Origin of the sequence: Companilactobacillus versmoldensis DSM 14857 = KCTC 3814 (assembly GCF_001434295.1) — a bacterium.
GTDB lineage: Bacteria > Bacillota > Bacilli > Lactobacillales > Lactobacillaceae > Companilactobacillus > Companilactobacillus versmoldensis.
In genome coordinates, this window is record NZ_AZFA01000005.1 from 20,924 (window position 1) to 42,681 (window position 21,758).

General features: G+C 38.2%; 21 protein-coding genes and 1 pseudogene. 10 read left to right on the plus strand and 12 right to left on the minus strand.

Annotated features, from left to right (window positions below; genetic code table 11):
- Positions 1-110: 110 nt before the first annotated feature.
- The 3 genes from FC27_RS03815 to FC27_RS03825 all read right to left on the minus strand — a co-directional run bounded on the left by FC27_RS03815 (position 111) and on the right by FC27_RS03825 (position 2,500).
- Positions 111-473: a hypothetical protein gene (locus FC27_RS03815; RefSeq protein ID WP_010625440.1), complete on the minus strand. Its 363-nt coding sequence runs from the start codon at positions 471-473 to the stop codon at positions 111-113.
- Between the two features lie 93 nt (positions 474-566).
- Positions 567-968, minus strand: coding sequence for a hypothetical protein (locus tag FC27_RS03820; RefSeq protein ID WP_010625439.1), 402 nt, complete (start codon positions 966-968; stop codon positions 567-569).
- Between the two features lie 152 nt (positions 969-1,120).
- A complete protein-coding gene (locus FC27_RS03825) occupies positions 1,121-2,500 on the minus strand; it encodes an amino acid permease (RefSeq protein ID WP_010625438.1) in 1,380 nt (459 codons plus the stop codon).
- Positions 2,501-2,951: 451 nt separating this feature from the next.
- On the opposite strand from FC27_RS03825, the pseudogene FC27_RS12210 reads away from it, so the two are divergent.
- From FC27_RS12210 to FC27_RS03860, 6 genes and pseudogenes are all read left to right on the plus strand, one after another.
- Positions 2,952-4,229, plus strand: a pseudogene (locus FC27_RS12210) (esterase/lipase family protein).
- A 130-nt stretch (positions 4,230-4,359) separates the two neighbouring features.
- A complete protein-coding gene (locus FC27_RS03840) occupies positions 4,360-5,220 on the plus strand; it encodes a DUF3737 family protein (RefSeq protein ID WP_010625435.1) in 861 nt (286 codons plus the stop codon).
- Entirely contained in the window at positions 5,220-6,374 is a 1,155-nt protein-coding gene (locus FC27_RS03845; protein WP_010625434.1) for a MalY/PatB family protein, read from the plus strand. The genes FC27_RS03840 and FC27_RS03845 overlap by 1 nt, the downstream gene beginning before the upstream one ends.
- 357 nt (positions 6,375-6,731) lie before the next feature.
- The gene (locus FC27_RS03850; RefSeq protein ID WP_010625433.1) at positions 6,732-7,589 is read left to right on the plus strand and encodes a homoserine O-acetyltransferase/O-succinyltransferase family protein; all 858 of its coding nucleotides are present in this window, start codon (positions 6,732-6,734) and stop codon (positions 7,587-7,589) included.
- Entirely contained in the window at positions 7,564-8,841 is a 1,278-nt protein-coding gene (locus tag FC27_RS03855; protein WP_010625432.1) for an O-acetylhomoserine aminocarboxypropyltransferase/cysteine synthase family protein, read from the plus strand. Before FC27_RS03850 ends, FC27_RS03855 begins: the two co-directional genes overlap by 26 nt.
- Positions 8,842-8,888: 47 nt before the next feature.
- Positions 8,889-9,419 carry a methylated-DNA--[protein]-cysteine S-methyltransferase gene (locus tag FC27_RS03860; RefSeq protein ID WP_010625431.1) on the plus strand — a complete coding sequence of 177 codons (531 nt, stop codon included), beginning with the start codon at positions 8,889-8,891 and terminating at the stop codon, positions 9,417-9,419.
- A 52-nt stretch (positions 9,420-9,471) separates the two neighbouring features.
- On the opposite strand, the gene FC27_RS03865 is transcribed toward FC27_RS03860, so the two are convergent.
- Together FC27_RS03865 and FC27_RS03870 are read right to left on the minus strand one after the other, a co-directional pair.
- Complete coding sequence (locus tag FC27_RS03865) at positions 9,472-9,993, minus strand: PucR family transcriptional regulator (protein WP_050901075.1); 522 nt, start codon at positions 9,991-9,993, stop codon at positions 9,472-9,474.
- A gap of 84 nt (positions 9,994-10,077) precedes the next feature.
- Positions 10,078-10,536: a sugar diacid recognition domain-containing protein gene (locus FC27_RS03870; RefSeq protein ID WP_050901074.1), complete on the minus strand. Its 459-nt coding sequence runs from the start codon at positions 10,534-10,536 to the stop codon at positions 10,078-10,080.
- Between the two features lie 276 nt (positions 10,537-10,812).
- Between FC27_RS03870 and FC27_RS03875 the strand changes: the two genes are divergently transcribed.
- Together FC27_RS03875 and FC27_RS03880 are read left to right on the plus strand one after the other, a co-directional pair.
- Positions 10,813-12,096, plus strand: coding sequence for a GntP family permease (locus tag FC27_RS03875; protein WP_010625430.1), 1,284 nt, complete (start codon positions 10,813-10,815; stop codon positions 12,094-12,096).
- Between the two features lie 12 nt (positions 12,097-12,108).
- Positions 12,109-13,254, plus strand: coding sequence for a glycerate kinase family protein (locus FC27_RS03880; protein WP_010625429.1), 1,146 nt, complete (start codon positions 12,109-12,111; stop codon positions 13,252-13,254).
- 47 nt (positions 13,255-13,301) lie between these two features.
- On the opposite strand, the gene FC27_RS03885 is transcribed toward FC27_RS03880, so the two are convergent.
- The 4 genes from FC27_RS03885 to FC27_RS03900 are packed head-to-tail and all read right to left on the minus strand — an operon-like array spanning position 13,302 to position 18,181.
- Positions 13,302-14,507 carry a glycosyltransferase family 4 protein gene (locus FC27_RS03885; protein ID WP_010625428.1) on the minus strand — a complete coding sequence of 402 codons (1,206 nt, stop codon included), beginning with the start codon at positions 14,505-14,507 and terminating at the stop codon, positions 13,302-13,304.
- Positions 14,504-15,445, minus strand: a complete 942-nt coding sequence (locus FC27_RS03890; protein WP_010625427.1) for an ABC transporter ATP-binding protein — start codon at positions 15,443-15,445, stop codon at positions 14,504-14,506. The genes FC27_RS03885 and FC27_RS03890 overlap by 4 nt, the downstream gene beginning before the upstream one ends.
- Positions 15,417-17,066 (minus strand): ABC transporter permease, encoded by a 1,650-nt coding sequence (locus tag FC27_RS03895; protein ID WP_010625426.1) that lies wholly within the window; start codon positions 17,064-17,066, stop codon positions 15,417-15,419. The genes FC27_RS03890 and FC27_RS03895 overlap by 29 nt, the downstream gene beginning before the upstream one ends.
- Positions 17,067-17,119: 53 nt before the next feature.
- A complete protein-coding gene (locus FC27_RS03900; RefSeq protein ID WP_010625425.1) occupies positions 17,120-18,181 on the minus strand; it encodes an ABC transporter substrate-binding protein in 1,062 nt (353 codons plus the stop codon).
- 391 nt (positions 18,182-18,572) lie between these two features.
- On the opposite strand from FC27_RS03900, the gene FC27_RS12215 reads away from it, so the two are divergent.
- Complete coding sequence (locus FC27_RS12215) at positions 18,573-18,737, plus strand: IS3 family transposase (RefSeq protein WP_420805448.1); 165 nt, start codon at positions 18,573-18,575, stop codon at positions 18,735-18,737.
- A gap of 129 nt (positions 18,738-18,866) precedes the next feature.
- Here the strand turns inward: FC27_RS12215 and FC27_RS12220 are convergent, their stop codons facing one another.
- Together FC27_RS12220 and FC27_RS03905 are read right to left on the minus strand one after the other, a co-directional pair.
- A complete protein-coding gene (locus FC27_RS12220; protein WP_076613344.1) occupies positions 18,867-19,052 on the minus strand; it encodes a DUF3781 domain-containing protein in 186 nt (61 codons plus the stop codon).
- Between the two features lie 62 nt (positions 19,053-19,114).
- On the minus strand, positions 19,115-19,501 hold the full coding sequence (locus FC27_RS03905) for a hypothetical protein (protein ID WP_010625424.1): 387 nt from the start codon (positions 19,499-19,501) through the stop codon (positions 19,115-19,117).
- A 429-nt stretch (positions 19,502-19,930) separates the two neighbouring features.
- On the opposite strand from FC27_RS03905, the gene FC27_RS11755 reads away from it, so the two are divergent.
- Positions 19,931-20,089 carry a hypothetical protein gene (locus tag FC27_RS11755; protein ID WP_156402503.1) on the plus strand — a complete coding sequence of 53 codons (159 nt, stop codon included), beginning with the start codon at positions 19,931-19,933 and terminating at the stop codon, positions 20,087-20,089.
- A 124-nt stretch (positions 20,090-20,213) separates the two neighbouring features.
- Here FC27_RS11755 and FC27_RS03910 read toward each other — a convergent pair whose 3' ends face one another.
- Complete coding sequence (locus FC27_RS03910) at positions 20,214-21,620, minus strand: amino acid permease (protein ID WP_010625423.1); 1,407 nt, start codon at positions 21,618-21,620, stop codon at positions 20,214-20,216.
- Positions 21,621-21,758: the final 138 nt, after the last annotated feature.

A 21,758-nucleotide genomic window follows, 5' to 3' on the forward strand; every position in this document is an offset into this window, starting at 1 on the left:
TTAAATGTTCTTATTTTAATATATTTCTAATAAATATAGTTATATGGTATTTTCCAATTTTGAAGTAAAAAAAGACTTAGGTTGTTGAACCTAAGTCAGTTGAAATCATATTAATTAACAACATCTGAGTCTAAGACCCATTCGTTTGTAGATACACGCCAATAATTACAAATAACGCCATTTTCGTTAGGGGCAGTCTTGTACTCATCGGTATACCAGTAAGTATAATCCTCAACTGAACGAACTGCTGAAATTTGAGGGTCGTTACCTTGGAAGTTATAAAGGTGTGTCACTGGGCCATGATGATGATCTCTTACATAAATTATTCCAGAGTGTTTAGTTACTGTACCGACTGGAATATCAAAATTTGCGGATGCTTGGGCTGTTTGTGTTGCACTAACAACTGGTGCAATAGCAAAGCTAAGTATTGATGCTGAAGCAAGAATTCCAATAAAAGTTTTTGAGAGTTTCATAATAAATAAATCTTTCCATAATTATATTTATGAAATGAGATTTAAAGTAAAAAACATGAATCTAAAAGATTCATGTCGTAAGTGATATTATGTTTAACCTCTGATTTGTGCTCCCAACAAGAAATCACCATTTTCAAAGTCAATTTCGTCGATGTCGTTATAGTTTACCCATTCGTTGGTTGATACTCGATAATATTTCTCACCGTCAAAAACTCTGTATTCATCGGTATACCACCATGAATGGTTTTGAACTCCACGGTTACTCAATGATCTTTGGTTGCCGTTGAATGTCCATAAGAAAACGTTTGATTCACCTGCTTCGAAATTTAAAGCCATCAATGAGCCTGGTGCTTTGACGATAGTTCCGTCAGGTAAGTCATAGGCTGTGGCAGCTTGAGCCGTTTGAGTTTTCTGAGATCCAATAACTGGTGCAACTGCGAAAGTTAACATTGATACTGATGCTAAAAGAACAGATAGTTTCTTTGATAATTTCATACAATAAAACCCCTCATAATTATTTTATAAATATATTTATGAGATAATTATAACACTGTTCATATAACTTTCTGGAGCTAAATTTAGGTTATGAGAGAACTGTATTTTGAAAAAAGGGCCTGGTAATCATTGATTATCAGGCCCTTTAGGATTTATTTTTGTTTATTTGTTTTGAATCTTTGTCTAATGAAATAGAAACAAGTCATAAATGCTAAGAAGAAAACACCTATCATTAATGAAACAGTTGTTTCTGGGTTTAAGAACATGAAGACTAAAATAATCAGTAATGCGGTGATTGACAGGTAGTTACTAAATGGATAAAACGGCATCTTAAAGGGATGATCGACCATCTTATCTTTATTCAGTTTTCTAAAATGTAGCTCACTGAATAAGATAACGAACCAAGGGACCATACCAGGTAAGACACTGGAACTATAAACGACCACGAAAACATCGCTGGAGGTATGGAATAGGACTGGCATCAAGAAATTGATGATCAATCCAATCAAAATACCTAAGGAAATCGTCACAACGGCGATATAAGGTACACCTGATTTGGATATTTTCTTGAATGACTTCGGTAAGTTACCTTGAAGTCCTAAGGTATAGAGCATCCGACTGGCACTGAACATACCAGAGTTACAGCCTGATAATGCAGCCGTTAAAACAACAAAGTTGATGATTTCAGCCGCAAAGGTAATACCGACTTTAGCGAAAGTTTCGGTAAATGGAGAGCCCATTGTACCAAGTTTGTTCCAAGGATAAATTGATACGATCACAAAAATAGCACCAATATAGAAAATCAAGATCCGGCCAACGATAGTTCTAATGGCATGGACAATACTACTTTGGGGATTTTCAGCTTCACCAGCAGTGATCCCGATAACTTCAATACCTTGGTAGGAAGCTACCACGATCGATAGGGCAAAGATGAACCCTTTCAGACCGCCAGTGAAGAAACCACCATTAGTCCACAAATTACTAATACCGACCGGATGGCCATTATTACCAACCCCTAAAAGGATGACCAGTAATCCCATGATGATCATAAAGATGATCGTAATAACTTTAATCAAAGAAAACCAAAATTCCATTTCTCCGTAGGCTTTTACGGAAGTTAGATTAGCTAGACACAGGGTAGCGACGACAATCACGCCGACAATCCACTGCGGTAAATTCGGCCACCAAAATTCTAGGTAGGTACCGACCGCGATAACCTCACTGATACCAACGACCAACCACTGAAAAACATTACTCCAGGCTGTCAGATAACCAACCACTGGATGAATATACTCGGATCCAAATTTCGCAAAAGATCCGGTCGAGGGATCTGTGTAAATCATTTCGCCTAAGGCCCGCATGACCATGTATAAGATCAAACCGGCGATGGCATATGCAATCAAAACAGATGGGCCAGTCCACTTGATAGTTGAGGCCGATCCCATGAACAGGCCGACACCGATAGTCCCACCAAGGGCAATCATCTGCATCTGTCTTGATGATAAACTTCTGTTCAAAGATTTATCTTCCAATAATGTACCGCCTTTCATAAATCTTTTGTTCAACATTTCTGAACAATTGTTTTTGATACTTGCAATAATAATACCTTAAATGACTAATAAAAGCTCTATATTTGACGCTTTATTAGAAATAAATTAAAACGTTTACAAGTTACATAATATCACGATTTATATCTTCTGTTTATAGATTAATGCTATTTATCTATTCAACGTTTTCGATAAATTAAAATAATATAATCAAAATAATGATAATATTTTTTTGGATTATAAATTGTTTATTGGATTTTAAATTTATCAAAAAAAAGCATCTTAATTTTTTTTGACGGCTCAAAATCAGTATTCACAAGTGATTTCATGATATATAGCTAATTGTGGCAAAAATAATTATGTAAGCGTATACAAAAAGTGCGGTTTATTTGGTAAAATTAAATTATTCCAAATATTGTAGTTATAGGAGGGGCTTATGAGAAGAATTAGTTATGCAATAAGTTTGGTTTTATTTTTAGGCATTATTTCATTATTTAGTTTTAATCATCAAACCGAAGCTGCTAATGATTATCCAGTCGTTTTTGTACATGGACTGAATGGTTATGGTGAAAATGAGATCCCTGAATTTCCATATTGGGGTGGTCGTTCTAACAATGTAATTAAGGAACTGAATGATACTTATGGGAAAAAGGTTGCCTATGAGTCAGTAGTCAGTCCTTACGGTAGTGATTGGGACAGAATGTGTGAGCTATATGCCTATCTAAAAGGAGGTACAGTCGATTATGGTTTGGCACATTCACAACAATATGGACATGAGCGTTATGGTAGGACTTATCCTGGGATCTACAAGCAATTGAGCGAAACTGATAAAGTTCATTTGATTGGTCACTCAATGGGTGGTCAGACCATTCGTGATTTTGATTCGATGCTCAGAAATGGTAGTCAAACTGAAATAGCTGCTAGTCAAAATGCTGGGGAAACAGTCAGTCCGCTTTTTGCTGGCAATCATCATTGGATCGCATCAGTGACTTAGATTGCGGGAGTTCATAATGGGACTCCGTTGACCAACACACCAATCAATGAGCTAGTTTCCGATTTGATCAGTACAGGTAATCTTTTAGGAATTTCTTTGCCAAGGGATTCAACTACACTCAAACCACAGGCCACGGATTATAAATTGGATCAATGGGGATTGATCAGGAAACAAGGCGAAAGCATAGTCAAATTCAACAAGCGTGTTATCAATAGTAAAATCTGGTCTACACATGATAATTCAATTTATGATTTATCGATTGCTGGAGCCAATAATATTACTCAAAGAACTGATCTAGCTAGTGATGAGTATTACTTTACATATGCCGGCAATGCTACTAAACAGTCTAGGGTGACTGGTAGAGCAGTCCCTGTTAAAGGAATCGCACCATACTTTAGAATTGGTGCCTCTTATATTGGCAATCAAGGTAATGATCCGAACTGGTGGCCTAGTGATGGTTGTGTTCCTGTTATTTCAGCCAAGGCTCCGATTGGACAGGCGGCTCAAGAGGATCAGACAACTACTAATGGTGTCTTTGATTATTCAGATACATCGAAAGCAGTTAAAGGAATTTGGCAGTACAATCAACCTGTTCAAGGCTGGGATCACAATGATTTCGTTGGTTTAGATGTTACGAAACATCGTGATCGGACCAATGCCGATAAAGTCCAAACATTTTATGAAGATCTCTATGTAAAATTACATGGGCTAAATTCTTAATTAAATGTCTTGTAAAATTTCCCCTGAAAATTTTACAAGGCTTTTTTAGTGAATAAAAAAGCTAAAAAGGGTCTTGTCTTAGAGTGTACTAGAAGGTGTTTAATTGATGGGTAAGCTAAGGAGGACCACCATGACTGACTATATAAACGAATATTTCGAGGGAGAGCGTCCCTTATTCAATGAAAAAAATGCCAATATTATTAATACTACCTTCGGTGAAGGTGAATCACCATTAAAAGAGAGCCGCAACATCAAGTTGAACGGTAATATCTTTAAGTGGAAGTATCCATTGTGGTACAGCAAGCACGTTAGTGTTGAAGATACGATTTTTGAAACGATGTCTCGCTCAGGTATTTGGTATACCGACGATATCTCAATCAAGAACAGTACTTTGCAAGCTCCAAAATTGTTCCGTCGCAGTAACAATATCGACTTGCAGAATGTTCATTTTGCTGATGCCGAGGAAACGATGTGGACTTGTAACAATATCAAAATGGATCATGTCCAAGCTGCCGGAGATTACTTCGGTATGAATAGTGAAAATATTTATGTCGATAATTCTAGCTTTGTTGGAAATTATATTTTTGACGGTGCCAAGAATATCGAGGTCCATAACTCAACTTTCGTCTCTAAAGATGCATTTTGGAATTGCGATAATGTGACTGTTTATGATTCAACCATTAATGGTGAATATTTAGCTTGGAACACTAAACATATCCACTTCATCACCTGTACAATTGAAAGTGATCAAGGTCTTTGTTATATCGATGACTTGAAGATGGACAATTGTAAATTATTACGGACTGACTTAGCCTTTGAGTATTGCTCAAATATTGATGCTGAGATCAATTCTGATGTTATGAGCATCAAGAATCCCATCAGTGGACGGATCCATGCTCAATCAGTTGGAAAATTAATCTTTGACGATCCTGATATTGACCGCAACAAGACTATGATCACACTCGATACAGATAAGGAGCAAGCCGTATAATGTATGATTTTGAAGAGACAATCGACCGTCGTAAAACAGATTCCGTCAAATGGGATATCAAATCCAATGAATTACCTATGTGGGTCGCTGACATGGATTTCCAAGTCGCACCAGAAATAATTTCCGCTATCAAAAATAAAGCCGATCAAGCAGTTTTTGGTTACGAAGAACCACATGCAGATTATTTCAACGCTGTCGCTGATTGGTACGAATCTGAACATCATTTCCGTCCCCAAACAGATTGGATGATGTTCAGTACCGGCGTTGTACCTTCAATTTCATCGATCGTTAGACGAGTTTCCAACGTTGGGGACAATGTCTTAGTTCAAGCACCAGTTTATAATATTTTTTACAATTCAATCGTCAATAATGGGCGTCACGTTCTATCGAGTGACCTCGTATTTGATGGCAATAATTATCAGATCGACTTTACCGATCTCGAACAAAAATTAGCCGAGCCACTAACGACTTTGATGATTTTATGTAACCCACACAATCCCGTTGGTAAGATCTGGTCGAAAGCTGAATTGACGAAAATTGCCGAATTGTGTGTGAAACATCACGTTAAACTTCTCAGCGATGAGATTCACGGTGATCTGACCTTCAACGATGAAGGTTACACGCCAATGTTTTCTCTACCCGCAGACTTGATTCAAAACCTGATGATTTGCGTTTCGCCAAGTAAAACTTTCAATGTGGCAGCTATTCATGCGGCAACAATCATCGTGCCCAATGAGAATTTGCGTTCTTCAGTCAATCGCGGCATCAATTCTGAAGAATTGGCCGAGCCCAATTCTTTTGCTATTCCAGTCATGATCGCGGCCTACGAACGTGGTCATAAATGGTTAGAGGAATTGAAGAAAAAATTGCAAAGTAATCGTCAATTAGTGGCTGATTTTCTTGAGCAAAATATTCCTGAAATCAAATTGATCCCTTCAGATGCAACATATTTATTGTGGATCGATACACAAAATATTTCCGATGATTCAGAAAAATTAGCTAACTTTATTAGAAAAGATACCGGGCTGTATCTATCAGCAGGTAACGTTTATGGTGGGGATGGCTATGACTTCCTACGGATGAACATTGCTTGCCCGACTGAGATGGTCAAGGATGGATTGAACAGATTATCTCAAGGAATCAAAGATTTTTAGAAAGCCCCTTGACTTTTTTCAAAATCGAAGTAAACTTATCAGTAATTTAATTAAATAAATTCTAATTTAGACCTTGAAGAGAAGAGTAGATTATTGAATAGCTGATCCAGTGACCACTGATAGTGAAAAGGTGGCAGTCAAAGGTAATCGAACATGAACTCTGAGTCTTATTTTCGGTGTAAGCTGAAATTACGCAAGGATGCGATATCATCCCAGATTTATTAGTGCAAACTAATGAATTGTTGAGGTAGACGAAAGTCTACGAATTGGGGTGGTACCACGACCACATCGTCCCCATGTTGGCATTTGCTGACATGGGGACTTTTTTTGTCCTCAAAAAAGAAGGGAGTACAGTTCATGACAGTTTTAAAGTTAAATGGTTTTACCAAAAATGGTCCAGAAAATTACCAAGTTATACCACGCTTATCACTCTTGGTATTGAATTTGATGCCAAATAAACAAACAACTGAAAAACAAATCAATCGTCTGCTGACAGAAGTAGCCTCGCCGGTCAGTGTGACTTACATGTATCCCGAAACTCACCAGTGGAAACATGGCAATCAGCGTCAATTGGCTCAAAACTACACTACACTGTCAGCCATCCGCAACAACTATTTCGACGGATTGATCGTCACAGGTGCTCCCTTGGAACAATTGAAATTTTCGGATATCGATTTTTGGCAAGAGTTTGTCCAAATCAGGGATTGGAGCAAAACTCACACGCGTAGTCAGCTGTTCACTTGTTGGGGTGCGCAAGCGGCTTTATATGACGATTATGCTGTCCCCAAGATCGATCTTGAACAAAAGATTTTCGGAATCTATGACAATCAGCTGAAGACCACGCGACTACCAAGGAGTTTTCTAATGCCACAGTCAAGATTTAGCAAAGTTGACGCCAAGGACATTCTCAAGGTTCCTGAGTTGGAGATCTTAGCTGACAATCAAGCGACTGGCCCTTTTTTCATCCAATCGCAAATAGCCAATAGTCTTTATGTTTTGGGTCATCCAGAATATCAGGCCGATACTTTGATCAACGAGTATCAACGCGACAAAACATTAGCACATCCGACCGAGAAGCCAGCTAACTTATCGCTACGAAATCCGTTAGCGAGCTACGTTCGTTGGCATAACAGCAGTTTGAACTTATATCAAACATGGATGGATAAAATTGAAGAGGAGAAATATCATCATGAGCGAAAACAAATACAAATTTGAAACTTTACAATTACACGCCGGACAAACTGTTGACGAGACAGGTTCGCGAGCAGTCCCGATTTATCAAACAACATCATACGTTTTTAAAGACCCACAACAAGCAGCTGACCGTTTTGCACTAAAAGATCCCGGTAATATTTATACTCGTTTGACTAATCCAACGACAGCAGTCTTCGAACAACGTATCGCTGAATTAGAGGGCGGAACATCAGGCGTGGCCCTTTCGACTGGCGCCGCAGCCATTACTTCGACAATTGAAAATATTGCTGGAGAAGGAGACGAGATCGTTTCAGCTTCTACGCTTTACGGTGGGACTTATAACTTGTTTAACGTTACCTTGCCTAAGCTAGGCATCAAAACACACTTCGTTAATTCTGACGATCCCGAAAACTTTGAAAAAGAGATCAACGACCATACTAAGGCCTTGTATTTAGAAAGTATTGGGAATCCAGATATCAATTTAGCTGATTTGCCAGCTATTGCTGAAATTGCCCACAAACACGGTATCTTGTTGATCGTCGATAATACCTTTGCCACACCATACTTGTATCGTCCACTTGATTTAGGAGCTGACGTGGTAGTTGAATCAGCTACTAAATTTATCGGTGGTCACGGTACTTCCATGGGTGGAACAATCGTTGAAAATGGCAAATTTGACTACAGAGCTTCTGGTAGATATCCCGAATTTACGACTCCAGATCCACAATATAACGGTTTAGTCTTTGCCGATCTTGATGGCGGAGCATTCACGACTAAGGTCAGGGCTGAAGTCCTTCGTGATACTGGTGGTGCTATTAGTCCTTTCAATTCATTCCTTTTGATCCAAGGTCTAGAGACTTTGTCCTTGCGAGTTGAGCGTCATGTTGAAAATACTCGCAAGATTATTAAGTTCCTCGACGACTCACCTAAGGTGGCTTGGATCAAATACCCTGAGATTGCTGACAGCAGGTATAAGAGCTTAGCGGATCGTGATTTTTCTAAAGGTGTCGGCTCGATCTTTACGATTGGCTTGACTGGCGGCGAAGAAGCGGGTAAGGCTTTGATTCAAAAATTGAAGTTGTTCTCACTTTTGGCCAATGTTGGTGATGCTAAATCATTGATTATTCATCCTGCATCAACGACTCATGCTCAATTGAATGAGGAAGAATTGCGTGCTACTGGTATCACGCCTGACTTGATCAGAATCTCAATCGGGATCGAGAACGCTGATGATTTGATTGATGACTTGAAACAAGCTCTCGACCAAGTTTAGACAATGCCTGCTATACTGAATGTGATAATTAGAAACGGAGGATTGTCATGTTAGTAAAGGGTTTCTACCACTCACCACTGGGCAAAATCACTATTTTAGGCGATGACCAGGCGATTTTAGGAGTATGGTTCGATCGGCAAAAACATTTTGGTGCCAACTATGATTTGAATGACGTTCCGGAACAAGATACACCAGTCGTGGAACAAGCAAAAAACTGGCTGGATGAGTATTTTTCCGGTAGAAGACCCGCCATTTCTCAATTATCGTTAGCTCCAGATGTGACCGATTTCCGTCAACAAGTATTGAATGTTTTACAAACGATTCCATACGGAAAAACAATGACTTACAAAGAAATCGCTGAAGAAATTTCGCGTAAGCATGATGGAAAATTTGTGTCACCACGTGCGGTGGGTGGCGCAGTCGGCCATAACCCGATCTCAATCATAATCCCATGTCACCGAGTCGTCGGCAGTGATGGTAACCTAACAGGATATGCTGGCGGAATCGATCGAAAGATTCAGTTGTTGAATTCTGAAGGGGTCAGCTGTGACGGTAAAAAACAAACTTTAAAAGCTTAGAATACAATTCAATCGAAAAGACAGACCATTTGGTCTGTCTTTTTTGATTGTTTTAAGGATTCATCTTGTGTTTAAAATCAACATTCTTAAAAGTTAGGTAATTGATATAGAGCTCAAAAATATCGTTAAAGTTATGAATATCTAAGTTAAAAAATTCAGAGATCTTATTCAAACGATAATTCGTGGTATTCCGATGAATGTGTAAATGTTTTGAAGTCTCGCTTACGCTACCGCTGCAATTGAAATATTCATCGAGAGTTTGGATCAATTCATGTCCGTTGTCGGTCTTATTTAATGAAGTAAATAAATCGAGTATATCAGGGTCAGCTATATCTTTCGTCGACAATAATTTATCGATAAAACGGACATTTTTATAATAGGGCGATTTATTCAGTTTGAAGATCTTATTGATTTGAACGGTATTTTCAGCTTGTTTCAGACCGGTACCGATCCTTGTGGTTTTATTGCTGATGCCTATTTTTAATTCGTGATTGAGGCATTGTTGGAGATAGTTCTGCATCAGGTTTTGTTGTGATGTGATCACAATGATTTTTGATGGTGAGATAGAGATCACGAAATCATTTTCATTATATTTAATGTGAGAATGATGGTGATTTTCAATTACGATAACGAATCTTTTAATGTCAATATTGATTTGTCAACTTGCAGCTTCACTGACTAAATCAGGATGATTTTTTATATCATCGGTTACCTCTAGCCATTGATATAAAAACCTATTTAAACGGTTTTTGTGTTTTTCACGCATCTGATTGTTATAACTTTGTGAGATCAGTAATTCGGTCGCGACCTTCAATAATGAAGCTAAACGTGTGACGGTATTCGGATCACCGGTGATGCCAACGACACCGATGATCTTTTTTTTGAATTTGACGGGCATATTGACCCCGGGCTGACCGTGATTACCGTGTGAATGAAGCATTGGCAAAGTTTGACCACTCTTGATTGAATCAAGAGAACCGACGTGTAAGGTATTGATCCGTGATTTATCACCACTGGCGATGATATAGCCGTGCTCATTCATGATATTGATGTTATAAGGGATGGCCTGCATCATACGATCTACGATTGATTGACCCAGTGCTGGCTCTAATCTCATGATTTCAACTCCTTCAACTTGTACAAAAATACACAATCAGTAAGCGGTTTAATGAAAATCTTATTTATAAACGCTTATCAAAAAACTGTGCGCCTGATTAATTTATAAAAATGTCAATTTTTTATTTGTTGATATATCAACGATTATATCGTTGTTTTGGTTTATAGACAAATAATTTTTGTGCAACTGAACATTGATTGGAAAACGTTCTCAAGCTATCATATTTATTGTCAATTAATTGGAAATGTTTTAACAAACAGATGGGGAGTAAGTGGAATGACAATTGCCTGGTGGGCAGCGCTAATTGGTTTAGCATTAGCGATTATTTTGATTTTATTGAAGATTAATCCGGTCTATTCTTTGATATTTGGAGCCATAGTCGGATGCTTGATCGGTGGGATGGACTTAGTTCAGACTACTAATATCGTTATTAAAGGAAGTTCTGGTGTTATGGGCACCATCATTCGAGTTATCTCTGCAGGTGTATTAGCAGGGGTCATGATGGAGTCTGGTGCCGCCAATGTTATTGCTAGGAGTATCGTTAAAAATTTCAATGATAAATTAGTTATTTTGGCGTTAGCTTTATCAACTTTGATTTTGACAGCTGTGGGTATTTTCATTCCTGTCGCTGTTTTGATCGTTGCACCAATCGCTTTAGAGGTTGGTCAAAAAATGAATTATAGTAAATTATCACTATTAGTTGCACTTTCTGGCGGTGGTAAGGCTGGTAACATTATTTCGCCAAATCCAAATACGATTGCGGTGGCTAAGGGATTCAATGTCGATTTAGCTCAAGTTATGATCGCTGACTTTATCCCAGCAATCGTCGGATTAGTCGTTACGATTGTTTTGGCATTGATTGTCAAAAAAAGAGGATCTTTTATCCCTAAAGATATGAAATTCAATACTAGTGAAGAAAAAAATCTACCAAGTTTGAAATCAGCTATCGTGACGCCAGTCGTTGCGGTCGTTTTATTGTTGATCACACCACTAGGTGATATCTTAGGCATTAAAGCTATGTCAGCGATCAACTTAGATGCGATGTATATTCTACCTATCGCTGGTTTAGTAGGAGCTTTAGCAATGGGGCGTGGTAATAAATTTATTAGTTATATGAGTAAAGGCCTGTTGAGAATGACTGATGTTGTGATGATCTTGATCGGTGCCGATGCAATTGCTGGACTGATTGGTGCATCTAATTTGCCACAAAAAGTGGTCGAAGTCGTTCAAGCTGGAGGAATCTCTGGTACATTATTAGCACCTATCGCTGGTATTTTGATGGCCGCAGCAACTGCATCAACATCAACTGGTGTAATTTTAGCTTCAAACTCGTTTGGAAAATCGATCATGTCTTTTGGAATATCCGGAACTGGTGCCGCTGCAATGGTCCATACTGGTGCAACGGTGATTGATCAATTGCCACATGGTAACTATTTCCACGTCACTGCTAAAGCCGTTAATATGGAATTCAAAGAAAGAATGAGCGTCGTATTTTGGGAAATGCTCGTCGGACTATCGATGACTATCGTTGCAACCTTGATGTACGGAAACTTTTTCTAGGAGGGAATATTAATGAAAATCGTATTGGCACCAGATTCATATAAAAATTCATTAACAGCTAAACAAGTTGCCCAAGCAATGGAAAATGGATTGAAAAAAGTTTTGCCGGAAGCAGATTACGTTCAAGTACCAATGGCTGATGGTGGCGAAGGAACTGTTCAGTCATTGGTCGATGCTAAACATGGTCAACTGTTATCTGAACAGGTGATCGACCCACTTGGAAAAGAAACTACCGCACATTTCGGTTTGATCGACAATGGACAGGTTGCCGTGATCGAAATGGCTGAAGCTAGTGGTATTCAATATGTTAATGATGAAACAAAAGACCCTTATGTAACTACAACCTATGGAACAGGACAATTGATCAAGGCGGCTATTGAAACTGGTGCTAAGACAATCGTCATCGGAATCGGTGGTTCAGCTACTAATGATGGTGGAGCCGGCATGGCTCAAGCTTTGGGAGCTAAATTATTAGATAAAAATGGTCAGGAATTAGCATATGGTGGTAAGGCTTTGGTTGATTTGGAGAAAATCGATATTGGTCAAATGATGCCCGAACTAAGTGATGTTAAAGTTATCATTGCTTCAGATGTTACCAATCCGTTGACAGGTGAAAAGGGTGCTTCAAATGTTTTTGGACCTCAAAAAGGTGCCACTCCAGAAATGATCTCAGTCCTTGATAAGTCGCTCAGCCATTATGCTGATGTCATCAAACGTGATTTAGGAAAAGATTTAGAGCACGTTGAAGGTGCTGGTGCTGCTGGTGGATTAGGAACAGGATTACTTGCTTTCACCAATTCAGATATGCAGCCTGGTGTTGAGATTGTCGTTTCATATACTGGCTTAAAGGATTTTGCCAAAGATGCTGACTACGTCTTTACTGGTGAAGGTCAGATTGACTTTCAAACTAAGTATGGAAAGACCCCAATGGGAGTCGCCCAAGCTGCAAAAAAAGCTAATCCAAAAGTTCAGGTGATCGCAATTGCCGGATCTGTCGGTGAAAGAACAGAAGAACTGTATCCATTAGGGATCGATGCAATTTTCAGTTGTGTACCAGGTGTCGAAGACCTTGATAAAGCTATTGAAGATACTGATCCTAATATTCAAAAAGTGATCAGTAATATCGGTCGCCTGATCAAGCTCAATACAATTAAATAGTTTTTGAATGTAAAAACGCAAAAAACGTCCAAGATTGGACGTTTTTTTTATTGCTTGATCACATCTTCGATATGGTCAATTAATTGAGGCCAACTATTAGTCAAAACTGATTTTTTGACTTCTTCAGGAAAGCTGATTTTTTGTTCTACGTTTTTTATTTGATACTCTAAAGCATTTCCTAGGCGTTGATAAAATGCTGGTAGGTCTGAATTGATTGGTTCATCTTGGTTCCTAAGTCTTGGTAGATCGACGTAAGTGATGACATTGCTATCGTTAACTGTCTGACCTAATTGTTCTTGCAAAGTAGGAATGGTGGTTACCACTACCCGTAAGTCACAAGCTAGCGCCTCGATTGCGACTAAACCAAGTCCCTCATAATAAGAAGGTAAGATAAAGATATCGCATTTTCTATATAAGTCGGCTAAGGCTTTTTGATTAGGAACGTTATAAAGCTTAATTTGAGGATTTTGCAGGAAGGGCTCCAAAATTTTGTCAGCCTCAGCAGATGCGTTACCAATTAAATGTAAAGTGGCATTTGGGAATTGAGAACTTATTTGATCGAAAACTTTTGCTAGAGCAAAGACACCTTTGGCAGATGAAATTTTACCGGCATAAACCAAATCGATACCATCCTTATTTGGTTTTTTTCCTGGATAAAATATTTCTGGATCAAAGCCACCACCAATAACTGTGATCTTTTTTTCTGAAAATCCATAAAGAGTGTATAACTGACTGACCTGAGGATGACTCAAAGCAAAAACATGAGTCAATTTATTTAGACCGACAACATATTTTTTAAATAAGTCGGGATGTTGATTAGCCTGGCGGATATCAGTCCCATGACAAAAAGCGTAAATCGGGATACCGTCAGTTTCTTGACAGACCAATGAAGTCAAAAACCATAGATGATGACAGAATATAATATCTGGTTGGAACTCAGCGATAGCTTGGTGAAGAGCTTGTTTAAATACTTCTTGCCAGTTGTGGATCATTTCTGGTGTCATTTCACCATAAACGGTGCTCTGATAAGGCATGACGTCACTCATTCCTGGCAATGGGAAATCACAGGTGGCATTAGGGAAAGTGACTGAGAACTGTTTATCTTCAGAAATTAGATTGTATTTGAAGTCGGGATAACAGCCATAAATACATGCCTGGTCATATTTTTTCTGTAATCCTTTGATGACGTTTGAAAAATAAACGCCACTACCAGTTTTAGCTGGTAGTTGTGCTTGGATATGTAAAATTTTCATTTTGGTTCCCCCAGTTGAGCAATTTTATAATCAACACGCACTCGTTGACCAACCGCAAAAATTTTGCCATTGTTCAAACAAGTAACTTGAAATTCTTGTCCGTTGTATTTGATACGGTAATCAATCGTCGAACCTTGGAAAAAGACTTTTTCAACGATGCCTTGACCATCGTTAGATTTGGTTAAATGAATATTCTCCGGTCGAACGTAGTCGTCATCAGACAAAATATTTGTCTCACCGATAAATTTCAGAACAAACGTATTCTTAGGGTTGGTATACAATTCTTTTCCCGAAGAGATCTGTTGAATGTGACCTTTATCCATCAGCAAAATCCGGTCGCCAATGGCGAAAGCTTCCTGTTGGTCATGGGTCACAAAAATCATCGTCATATTTAACTCTTTTTGCAGACGACGAAGTTCCTGTCGCATTTTTAAGCGTAATTTTTCATCGAGGTTGGAAAAAGGTTCATCCAACAACAATAATTTGGGTTCAACAATCAAGCCCCGTCCCAAAGCGATTCGTTGCTGCTGACCACCGGATAATTCTTGAATCCGCGAATCAGCATAGGGCTCCATCTGTAAAAGTTTTAACATCTGCAAGGCTTTTTTACGTGCGTCAGCATGACTGATCTTCTGAAATTTCAGACCGTACATGAGATTTTTTAAGACATTCATGTGTGGGAATAAATTATAGGATTGGAAAACCGTCGTAATATCACGATTTTCAGGTAGGACTTCAGTAATATCTTGATTATCCAGCTTTATGTCTCCTTGATCTATTTTTGTAAAACCGTTTAGACAAGACAGCAAGGTACTTTTACCACAGCCACTAGGTCCCAATACAACTAGAATTTCATTTTTTTGGACATCAAAGGAGAGTGAATGTAGAACAGTTTTATTTTGATATTTTTTAGTTAAGTCGTGGACTGAGAGAAACATGTTTTTTACTCCTTTCACTAAGGTGGATCAGCAAGAAAACGATGCCAGCCATGATTACACAGATCAAAATGATCATACAAGCTATCACCGCTGCGACTTGATATTCACCGCGTTGGACGACATCGAACATTACCAGTGTCATCAAATTTTGACCTGGATGAACTAGGAAAATAATTGACCCAATGGTGGTCATGGTACTGATGAAACCATTGAGAAAAGTCAGGGCGAAGCCTTGTTTAGTCATCGGGAAAAAGACGTCATTCCATTCATTTAAGACGGTCCCACCGAGATCATGGACCGTTTGAAAGTAAATCGGATGGACTTGATTGACGGACGCCTTGGCTGCTTTGGTCGCGAAGGCGACTTGCTTGAAAATGACATTGATAACAACAATTGCTGTCGTACCAGTGATTGCCAAAGGTGGTTTGGAGAAGGCATATAAATAACCGAGTCCGAAGAAGGTCCCTGGCAAAATATAAGGGAAGGTACCAATCATCTCAATCAGGCGCATCCACTTGCTGTTACGGACTTGGCCGTAATAAATAATGAAGAGACTGATCAAACTACCTAACAATCCGGCAATGATGCTGTAAATTATCGTCCGAAAGATGGTGTCGTTAAGGTAAATTTTAGAAGCTATCAGCGGTTGCCAAGATAGTTGGAAATGCCCCATATTTTTGACAGTGATGGCATTGATGATGATTGAGCCATACTGCAATAATAGCGCTAGGTAGAATAGCAGTGATAGAACAGCGGTGATGGGGAAGATGAAACCTTTTTTGGACAAAGGGATGCCCAACTCGCCACTGGCAGTGCCATGATGAACTGACGAAATATCTCGATCATATTTTATGTAGAGGAAAAAGCCAATCAAGGCTGGTATTGCTAATGTCAAGTTGATTAGGGCTGCTCGATGAATGTCTCCAAAACTGATCACGGCAAAATACCCTTCACTGGCTAACATTTTGAAACTACCACCGATGATGGTTGAAGTTTGAAAATCGGCTAAGCTGCGGATAAAACTGATCAAAGTTACAACGACTATTCCGGGACGCAATAATGGGAAAATGACATCTTTAATGATGGCGTCTGTCTTAGCACCCAGACTGCGAGCACTGTTGATCATACTTGGCTCGATTTTTTTCAATAAACCTATTAAGACTAGGGCGTTCAAAGAAGTGAAACTGAGTGTCTGCATTAAGATGATACCTTGTGGTCCGTAAGGATTGATCGTTAACTGCAAGAGGTCGTGTGTGATCATTCCCCGACGACCAAACAGTGTGATGTAGGCTAATGAGGTTACAAATGGTGGCGAAACCATGGTCACTAGTAAGAATAAACGCAAGATCTTTTGCTTTTGTTTAGATAAAAAGGCAAAATTGATGGTTACAGCAACTGAAAAAATCAGCGATAAAACCATGGTGATCAAAGCAACGACTACTGAATGCTGAGTAAGTACAAAATTTTCCGACCAGAAATCAGTGATCTTTTGGCCAGTTTCACTGAGTGATTGCACAAAAATGCTTAAGTAGGGATAGAGAATAAAAATCAGGATACTAAGGGTGATTATGAGATAGACAAATTTATCGATGATAAAACTTCCGAGATGTTTTTTAGACATTGATTCTTCCTTCTTTAAATAAAAAAGCTGAGTTCAACTCAGCTTTTGTTACGTTATTTATCTCCGACCATATCTGACCATTTATTTAAAACTGCAGTTCTATCAGAGCCAAACGATGATAGGTTTTCTTTCATCAAATCTTTCTTGTTAAGGCCTAAATCAAGTCCCTTAACACCTGGCATGATAACTTGGTCAGTATCTTTACCGTCGAGTTTAGTCAATTCTTTCATGTTCTTTGGTTCTAACATGAAGTCGATGAATGCTTCGGCAACTTTTTTACCAGGGGCATTCTTGAAGACAGCGACTCCTTCAGGTACCCAAGGAATGCCATCCTTTGGATAAACAACGGTAAGATCGTTTTGCTTGGCAGCATCAAATGCCATTTTATCGACGGGGATGACACCTATTCCAAATTCACCGGAAGCTGTTTTTTCCTGTGGATCCTTACCACGTTTACCATAGAAGGAAATATTCTTGTTTACTTTGTTCCAGTATTCCCAACCAGCTTTTTCACCTTTTTCGTCGATGATAGCTTTGACGATGGCGTACATTGTTCCGGAAACTGATGGATCACTCATGATGATCTCACCTTTATATTTGCTCTTGGTTAAATCGTTCCAAGTTTTTGGAACTGGCAAGTTCTTTTCTTTGAGAACTTTTTTGTTAACAACGAATCCGCCGACTGTTAAGCCTTTAGATAACCAATAACCATCTTTATCACGGTACTTACTGTTGATCTTGTCAATCGAATTTGATTGGTACTTTTCCAATTGATGATCTGTTTTAGCCTGTTCGAAAGCATCAAGGCCACCACCGAACCAGAGGTCGGCCATTGGTTTGCTTTTATCAGCTTTCATTCTGGCAAGAACTTCACCACTGGACATCGAAAGTACCTTGACCTTAGCGCCAGTTTGCTTACTGAACTTATCAAACAATGGTTGGTATGCATCAGATGTCGCCACGACGTTCATGGTTTGACCTTTAAATTCTTTAGTAGTTTTTTGCTTGTTCGAATTATCGCTATTGCTCTGTTTGGAACCGTTACCACAAGCGGTAACTAGTATGATCCCCAAGAACAATACTAATAATAAGCCGATTTTTCTAATCGTTTTCATTCCCCATAAATCCCCCTTTTTAACACGTACTAATAAATTGTAGCGTATTATTTATTAGATAACAATGACGTGTTAATTAATTCACACTCTTAAAACAATCGGTCATAATTGATTTAAAACAGCAAAAAAGCCCAAACCAGTTTCTGTTTTGGGCTTAATGGTTGATTCTTATTCTTCAACTTCGGATTGTTCTTTATTAGTTGAATAACTATATTTATTATTTTTTTACGTTCTCTAATGAAGTAGAATGCCGTCATGAATAACAGGGAGACCACATTAACCAGTAGTGAAATGGTTGTTATTGGGCCTTCATTAATTTATAAAAAATACACAATCATTCGCTTTTGGGTTGAAAATGACTTTTAAATATAAACAGCATCAAGCTGTACGAATGATTAATTTTCGGAAATGTCTATATCGAAACAGAATACAAGATATAAAGCAATTACTGCATCTAGTTAGTTGTTATATTTATTGGAATAATACCGAGAGAATATTGATCAACCAAAAAGGTTTTACCTCTGTTGAATACAGAAATCGAGCTATGATATCTTAACAAAAATTCTTATTCAAACATCTAACGTTTTTAAGGTACTTCAATTTTTTGGTAGTTTTTTAAGTGTTATAAATCAGTACGGTCAACGGTTATCAATCGGTAATTGGAAACATTAATAGTCAGGACCACTTATTGTGATTTGCAAGTAACATAGTAGCTTTTATCTTTTCTGGATACCTTGCAATCATGACAGTGCAAGGTGATTTGGAACCGTTTCTCAATTTCTTTAGGAGTAAGATTGGTACCTAACTTTTTGTTAATGTGTTCATAGACCAATTGGTTATATTTAATATTCTTGATAATTTCTGGTAGCACAATAGACTCAAAAAAAAGATTAGGTTCCTTAACCTAATCTAAATTTAACATTTTAATTAATTTTAATATTGACCAGTTTCAAAGTTAACTGTATCAAGATCATATTTGATAACCCACTCATTTGTTGATACACGATAATAAGTAACAATATGACCATTTCTGTCAGGAGCAGTTTTGTATTCGTCAGTATACCACCAAGTACCATTTTCGACTGAACGAACAGCCGAGATATGAGGTTGATTACCCTCAAAGTTATATAGATGCGTTACGTTATCAGAGTCGTCATACACACGGATTGTTCCGGGTGCTTTAGTAACAGTACCAACAGGGATGTCAAAATCCGATTCTGATGCTTGGGCTGTTTGTGTAGCCTGAACAACTGGTGCAATACCAAAGCTAAGCATTGATGCAGAAGCAAGAATGCCAATAAAAGTTTTTGAAAGTTTCATAGAATATAAATCCCCCTAATAAGATTATATAAATTTAATTATAATGTTAGTATAGCACTTTATTTGTTCTGGTACGGATCAAATATTCAAGAATTTACACATCTATAAGAGATGAATCATTTATTTGTCTAACGATCGTAAGGCCTTATTTCTGGAATTAGTTACTTATCATATATTGAATATTAATTATGAGTATAGTACATGCAACTGTTATCGGCCTAAACTTAATAATAGCGACTAAGAAATTCATTCAGAAAGATTATCTGTCAATAATTCAGATAACAACCAAAATAATACTTCAGTGAATAATCAAGCTCCTCAAATCTCGAATAACCGAACACAATCGATGAAGTTGATTTTCAGGCTGAACCTTCCGAACTATTCAGATTTTACCAATGACATAATTATCTCTATTGGTTTAGGGGGCCCATGAATAGTAATTCAGAAAAATATAGTAATAATCAAGAGATAGGGACAACCGGCGCTGCTCCAAACAAGCATTCAGTAGCGCAAGCCGACGAATCCATTGCTCTGTCTGATACACAAACGCGGACACAAGTACAACTAATAATAGGAAAAAACCATTAATTCAGTTGAGAATATAATACCCCTTAGGTAACAGATTAAATAATAGAAAATTTGTTATCTAAGGGGTACTTTTTTGAATTTTTTAAGATTTGATAACTCATTTGAAAGCTTTTGACACCAATAATTATTCTTCAACTTTAGATGAATCATTTTCGACGGGATAATTATTTTTCTTCCGTTCACGGATAAAGTAGAGTGCTGTCATAAATAACAGGAAGACCACGCCAACTAATAGTGAGATGGTTGTTTCAGGATTTAAGAACATGAAGATCAAGATAACTATCAAAGCAGCAATTGATAAGTAGTTGCTGATTGGGAACCAAGGCATTTTGAACGGATGTTGACTCATTTTTGCTCGGTTGATCTTTCTGAAACGCAATTCACTGATCAAAATAACGAACCATGGGACCATTCCTGGTAGGACACTAGAACTGTAAACAATTACGAAAATATTGCTCGAAGTATGGAAGATGGCTGGCAATGCATAATTTAACATTAGGCCAATCAAGATACCAGCTGAAATAGTAATGACGGGAATATATGGGACTTTATGTTTCGAGACTTTTGTAAAAGCCTTGGGCAAGTGCTTTTCAAGTCCCAGAGTATATAGCATCCGGCTGGAACTAAAGATACCAGAATTACAGCCCGACATAGCAGCTGTCAGCATTACGAAATTAATGATCATCGCTGCAGCAGTAATACCTACTTTGGCAAAAGTCTCAACGAAAGGTGAGCCCATTGTTCCTAATTTATTCCAAGGGTAAATCGAAACGATCACGAAAATTGCCCCGATATAGAAGATTAAGATCCGACCAACAATCGAACGAATAGCTTTGACAATGTTTTCTTGAGGATTCTCGGCTTCACCTGCGGTGATTCCGATAACTTCAATACCTTGGTAAGAGGCAACAACGATTGAAAGGGCAAAAATAAATCCTTTCAGACCACCAGTGAAGAAACCACCATTGGTCCAAAGATTACTGATCCCGATAGGGTGTCCGTGATTTCCAAATCCAAAAATGATTACTAATAGTCCAAAGATGATCATCATGATAATTGTGACAACTTTGATCAAGGCAAACCAGAATTCCAATTCACCATAGGCTTTAACTGACGTTAAATTAGCGATACAAAGAGTTATAACGATTACTGCTCCAGCGATCCATTGGGGCATATTGGGCCACCAGAAAGCTAAGTAAGTCCCGACAGCAATAACTTCTGAAATTCCAACTACTAAATACTGAAAAACGTTACTCCATGCAGTCAAGTAGCCAACAACTGGATGGATATATTCTGAACCAAATTTTGCAAATGATCCTGTTGATGGATCGACGTAGAGCATTTCTCCTAGAGCACGCATGACCATATATAAAATCAAACCAGCTAGGGCGTATGCCAAAAGAACAGATGGACCTGTCCATTTGATAGTTGAAGCAGATCCCATGAATAGACCGACACCGATAGTTCCACCCAGTGCGATCATCTGCATCTGACGAGAGGAGAGACTCCTCTTTAAAGTTTCTTTTGCCATTTTGTTCCCCTTCTATGTTCACGATTAGTGAACACTTGTTGTAATATCGGATACTATGTTACTCTTTTTCGAGATTTTAGCAAATAATATTTTTATAAAGGTGATTTTTAAAAGTCATCTTGGAAATATATTTCGAAA

Bases quoted from the DNA above. Each gene is read 5' to 3' on its own strand.
- FC27_RS03890 (WP_010625427.1), bottom strand. From the start codon at position 15,445: ATGTTTCTCTCAGTCCACGACTTAACTAAAAAATATCAAAATAAAACT.
- FC27_RS03850 (WP_010625433.1), top strand. From the start codon at position 6,732: ATGACAGTTTTAAAGTTAAATGGTTTTACCAAAAATGGTCCAGAAAAT.
- FC27_RS03900 (WP_010625425.1), bottom strand. From the start codon at position 18,181: ATGAAAACGATTAGAAAAATCGGCTTATTATTAGTATTGTTCTTGGGG.
- FC27_RS11755 (WP_156402503.1), top strand. From the start codon at position 19,931: ATGAATAGTAATTCAGAAAAATATAGTAATAATCAAGAGATAGGGACA.
- FC27_RS03820 (WP_010625439.1), bottom strand. From the start codon at position 968: ATGAAATTATCAAAGAAACTATCTGTTCTTTTAGCATCAGTATCAATG.
- FC27_RS03905 (WP_010625424.1), bottom strand. From the start codon at position 19,501: ATGAAACTTTCAAAAACTTTTATTGGCATTCTTGCTTCTGCATCAATG.
- FC27_RS03875 (WP_010625430.1), top strand. From the start codon at position 10,813: ATGACAATTGCCTGGTGGGCAGCGCTAATTGGTTTAGCATTAGCGATT.
- FC27_RS03845 (WP_010625434.1), top strand. From the start codon at position 5,220: ATGTATGATTTTGAAGAGACAATCGACCGTCGTAAAACAGATTCCGTC.
- FC27_RS03860 (WP_010625431.1), top strand. From the start codon at position 8,889: ATGTTAGTAAAGGGTTTCTACCACTCACCACTGGGCAAAATCACTATT.
- FC27_RS03870 (WP_050901074.1), bottom strand. From the start codon at position 10,536: ATGAGATTAGAGCCAGCACTGGGTCAATCAATCGTAGATCGTATGATG.
- FC27_RS03910 (WP_010625423.1), bottom strand. From the start codon at position 21,620: ATGGCAAAAGAAACTTTAAAGAGGAGTCTCTCCTCTCGTCAGATGCAG.
- FC27_RS03895 (WP_010625426.1), bottom strand. From the start codon at position 17,066: ATGTCTAAAAAACATCTCGGAAGTTTTATCATCGATAAATTTGTCTAT.
- FC27_RS03840 (WP_010625435.1), top strand. From the start codon at position 4,360: ATGACTGACTATATAAACGAATATTTCGAGGGAGAGCGTCCCTTATTC.
- FC27_RS03855 (WP_010625432.1), top strand. From the start codon at position 7,564: ATGAGCGAAAACAAATACAAATTTGAAACTTTACAATTACACGCCGGA.
- FC27_RS03815 (WP_010625440.1), bottom strand. From the start codon at position 473: ATGAAACTCTCAAAAACTTTTATTGGAATTCTTGCTTCAGCATCAATA.
- FC27_RS03880 (WP_010625429.1), top strand. From the start codon at position 12,109: ATGAAAATCGTATTGGCACCAGATTCATATAAAAATTCATTAACAGCT.
- FC27_RS03885 (WP_010625428.1), bottom strand. From the start codon at position 14,507: ATGAAAATTTTACATATCCAAGCACAACTACCAGCTAAAACTGGTAGT.
- FC27_RS12215 (WP_420805448.1), top strand. From the start codon at position 18,573: ATGATTAATTTTCGGAAATGTCTATATCGAAACAGAATACAAGATATA.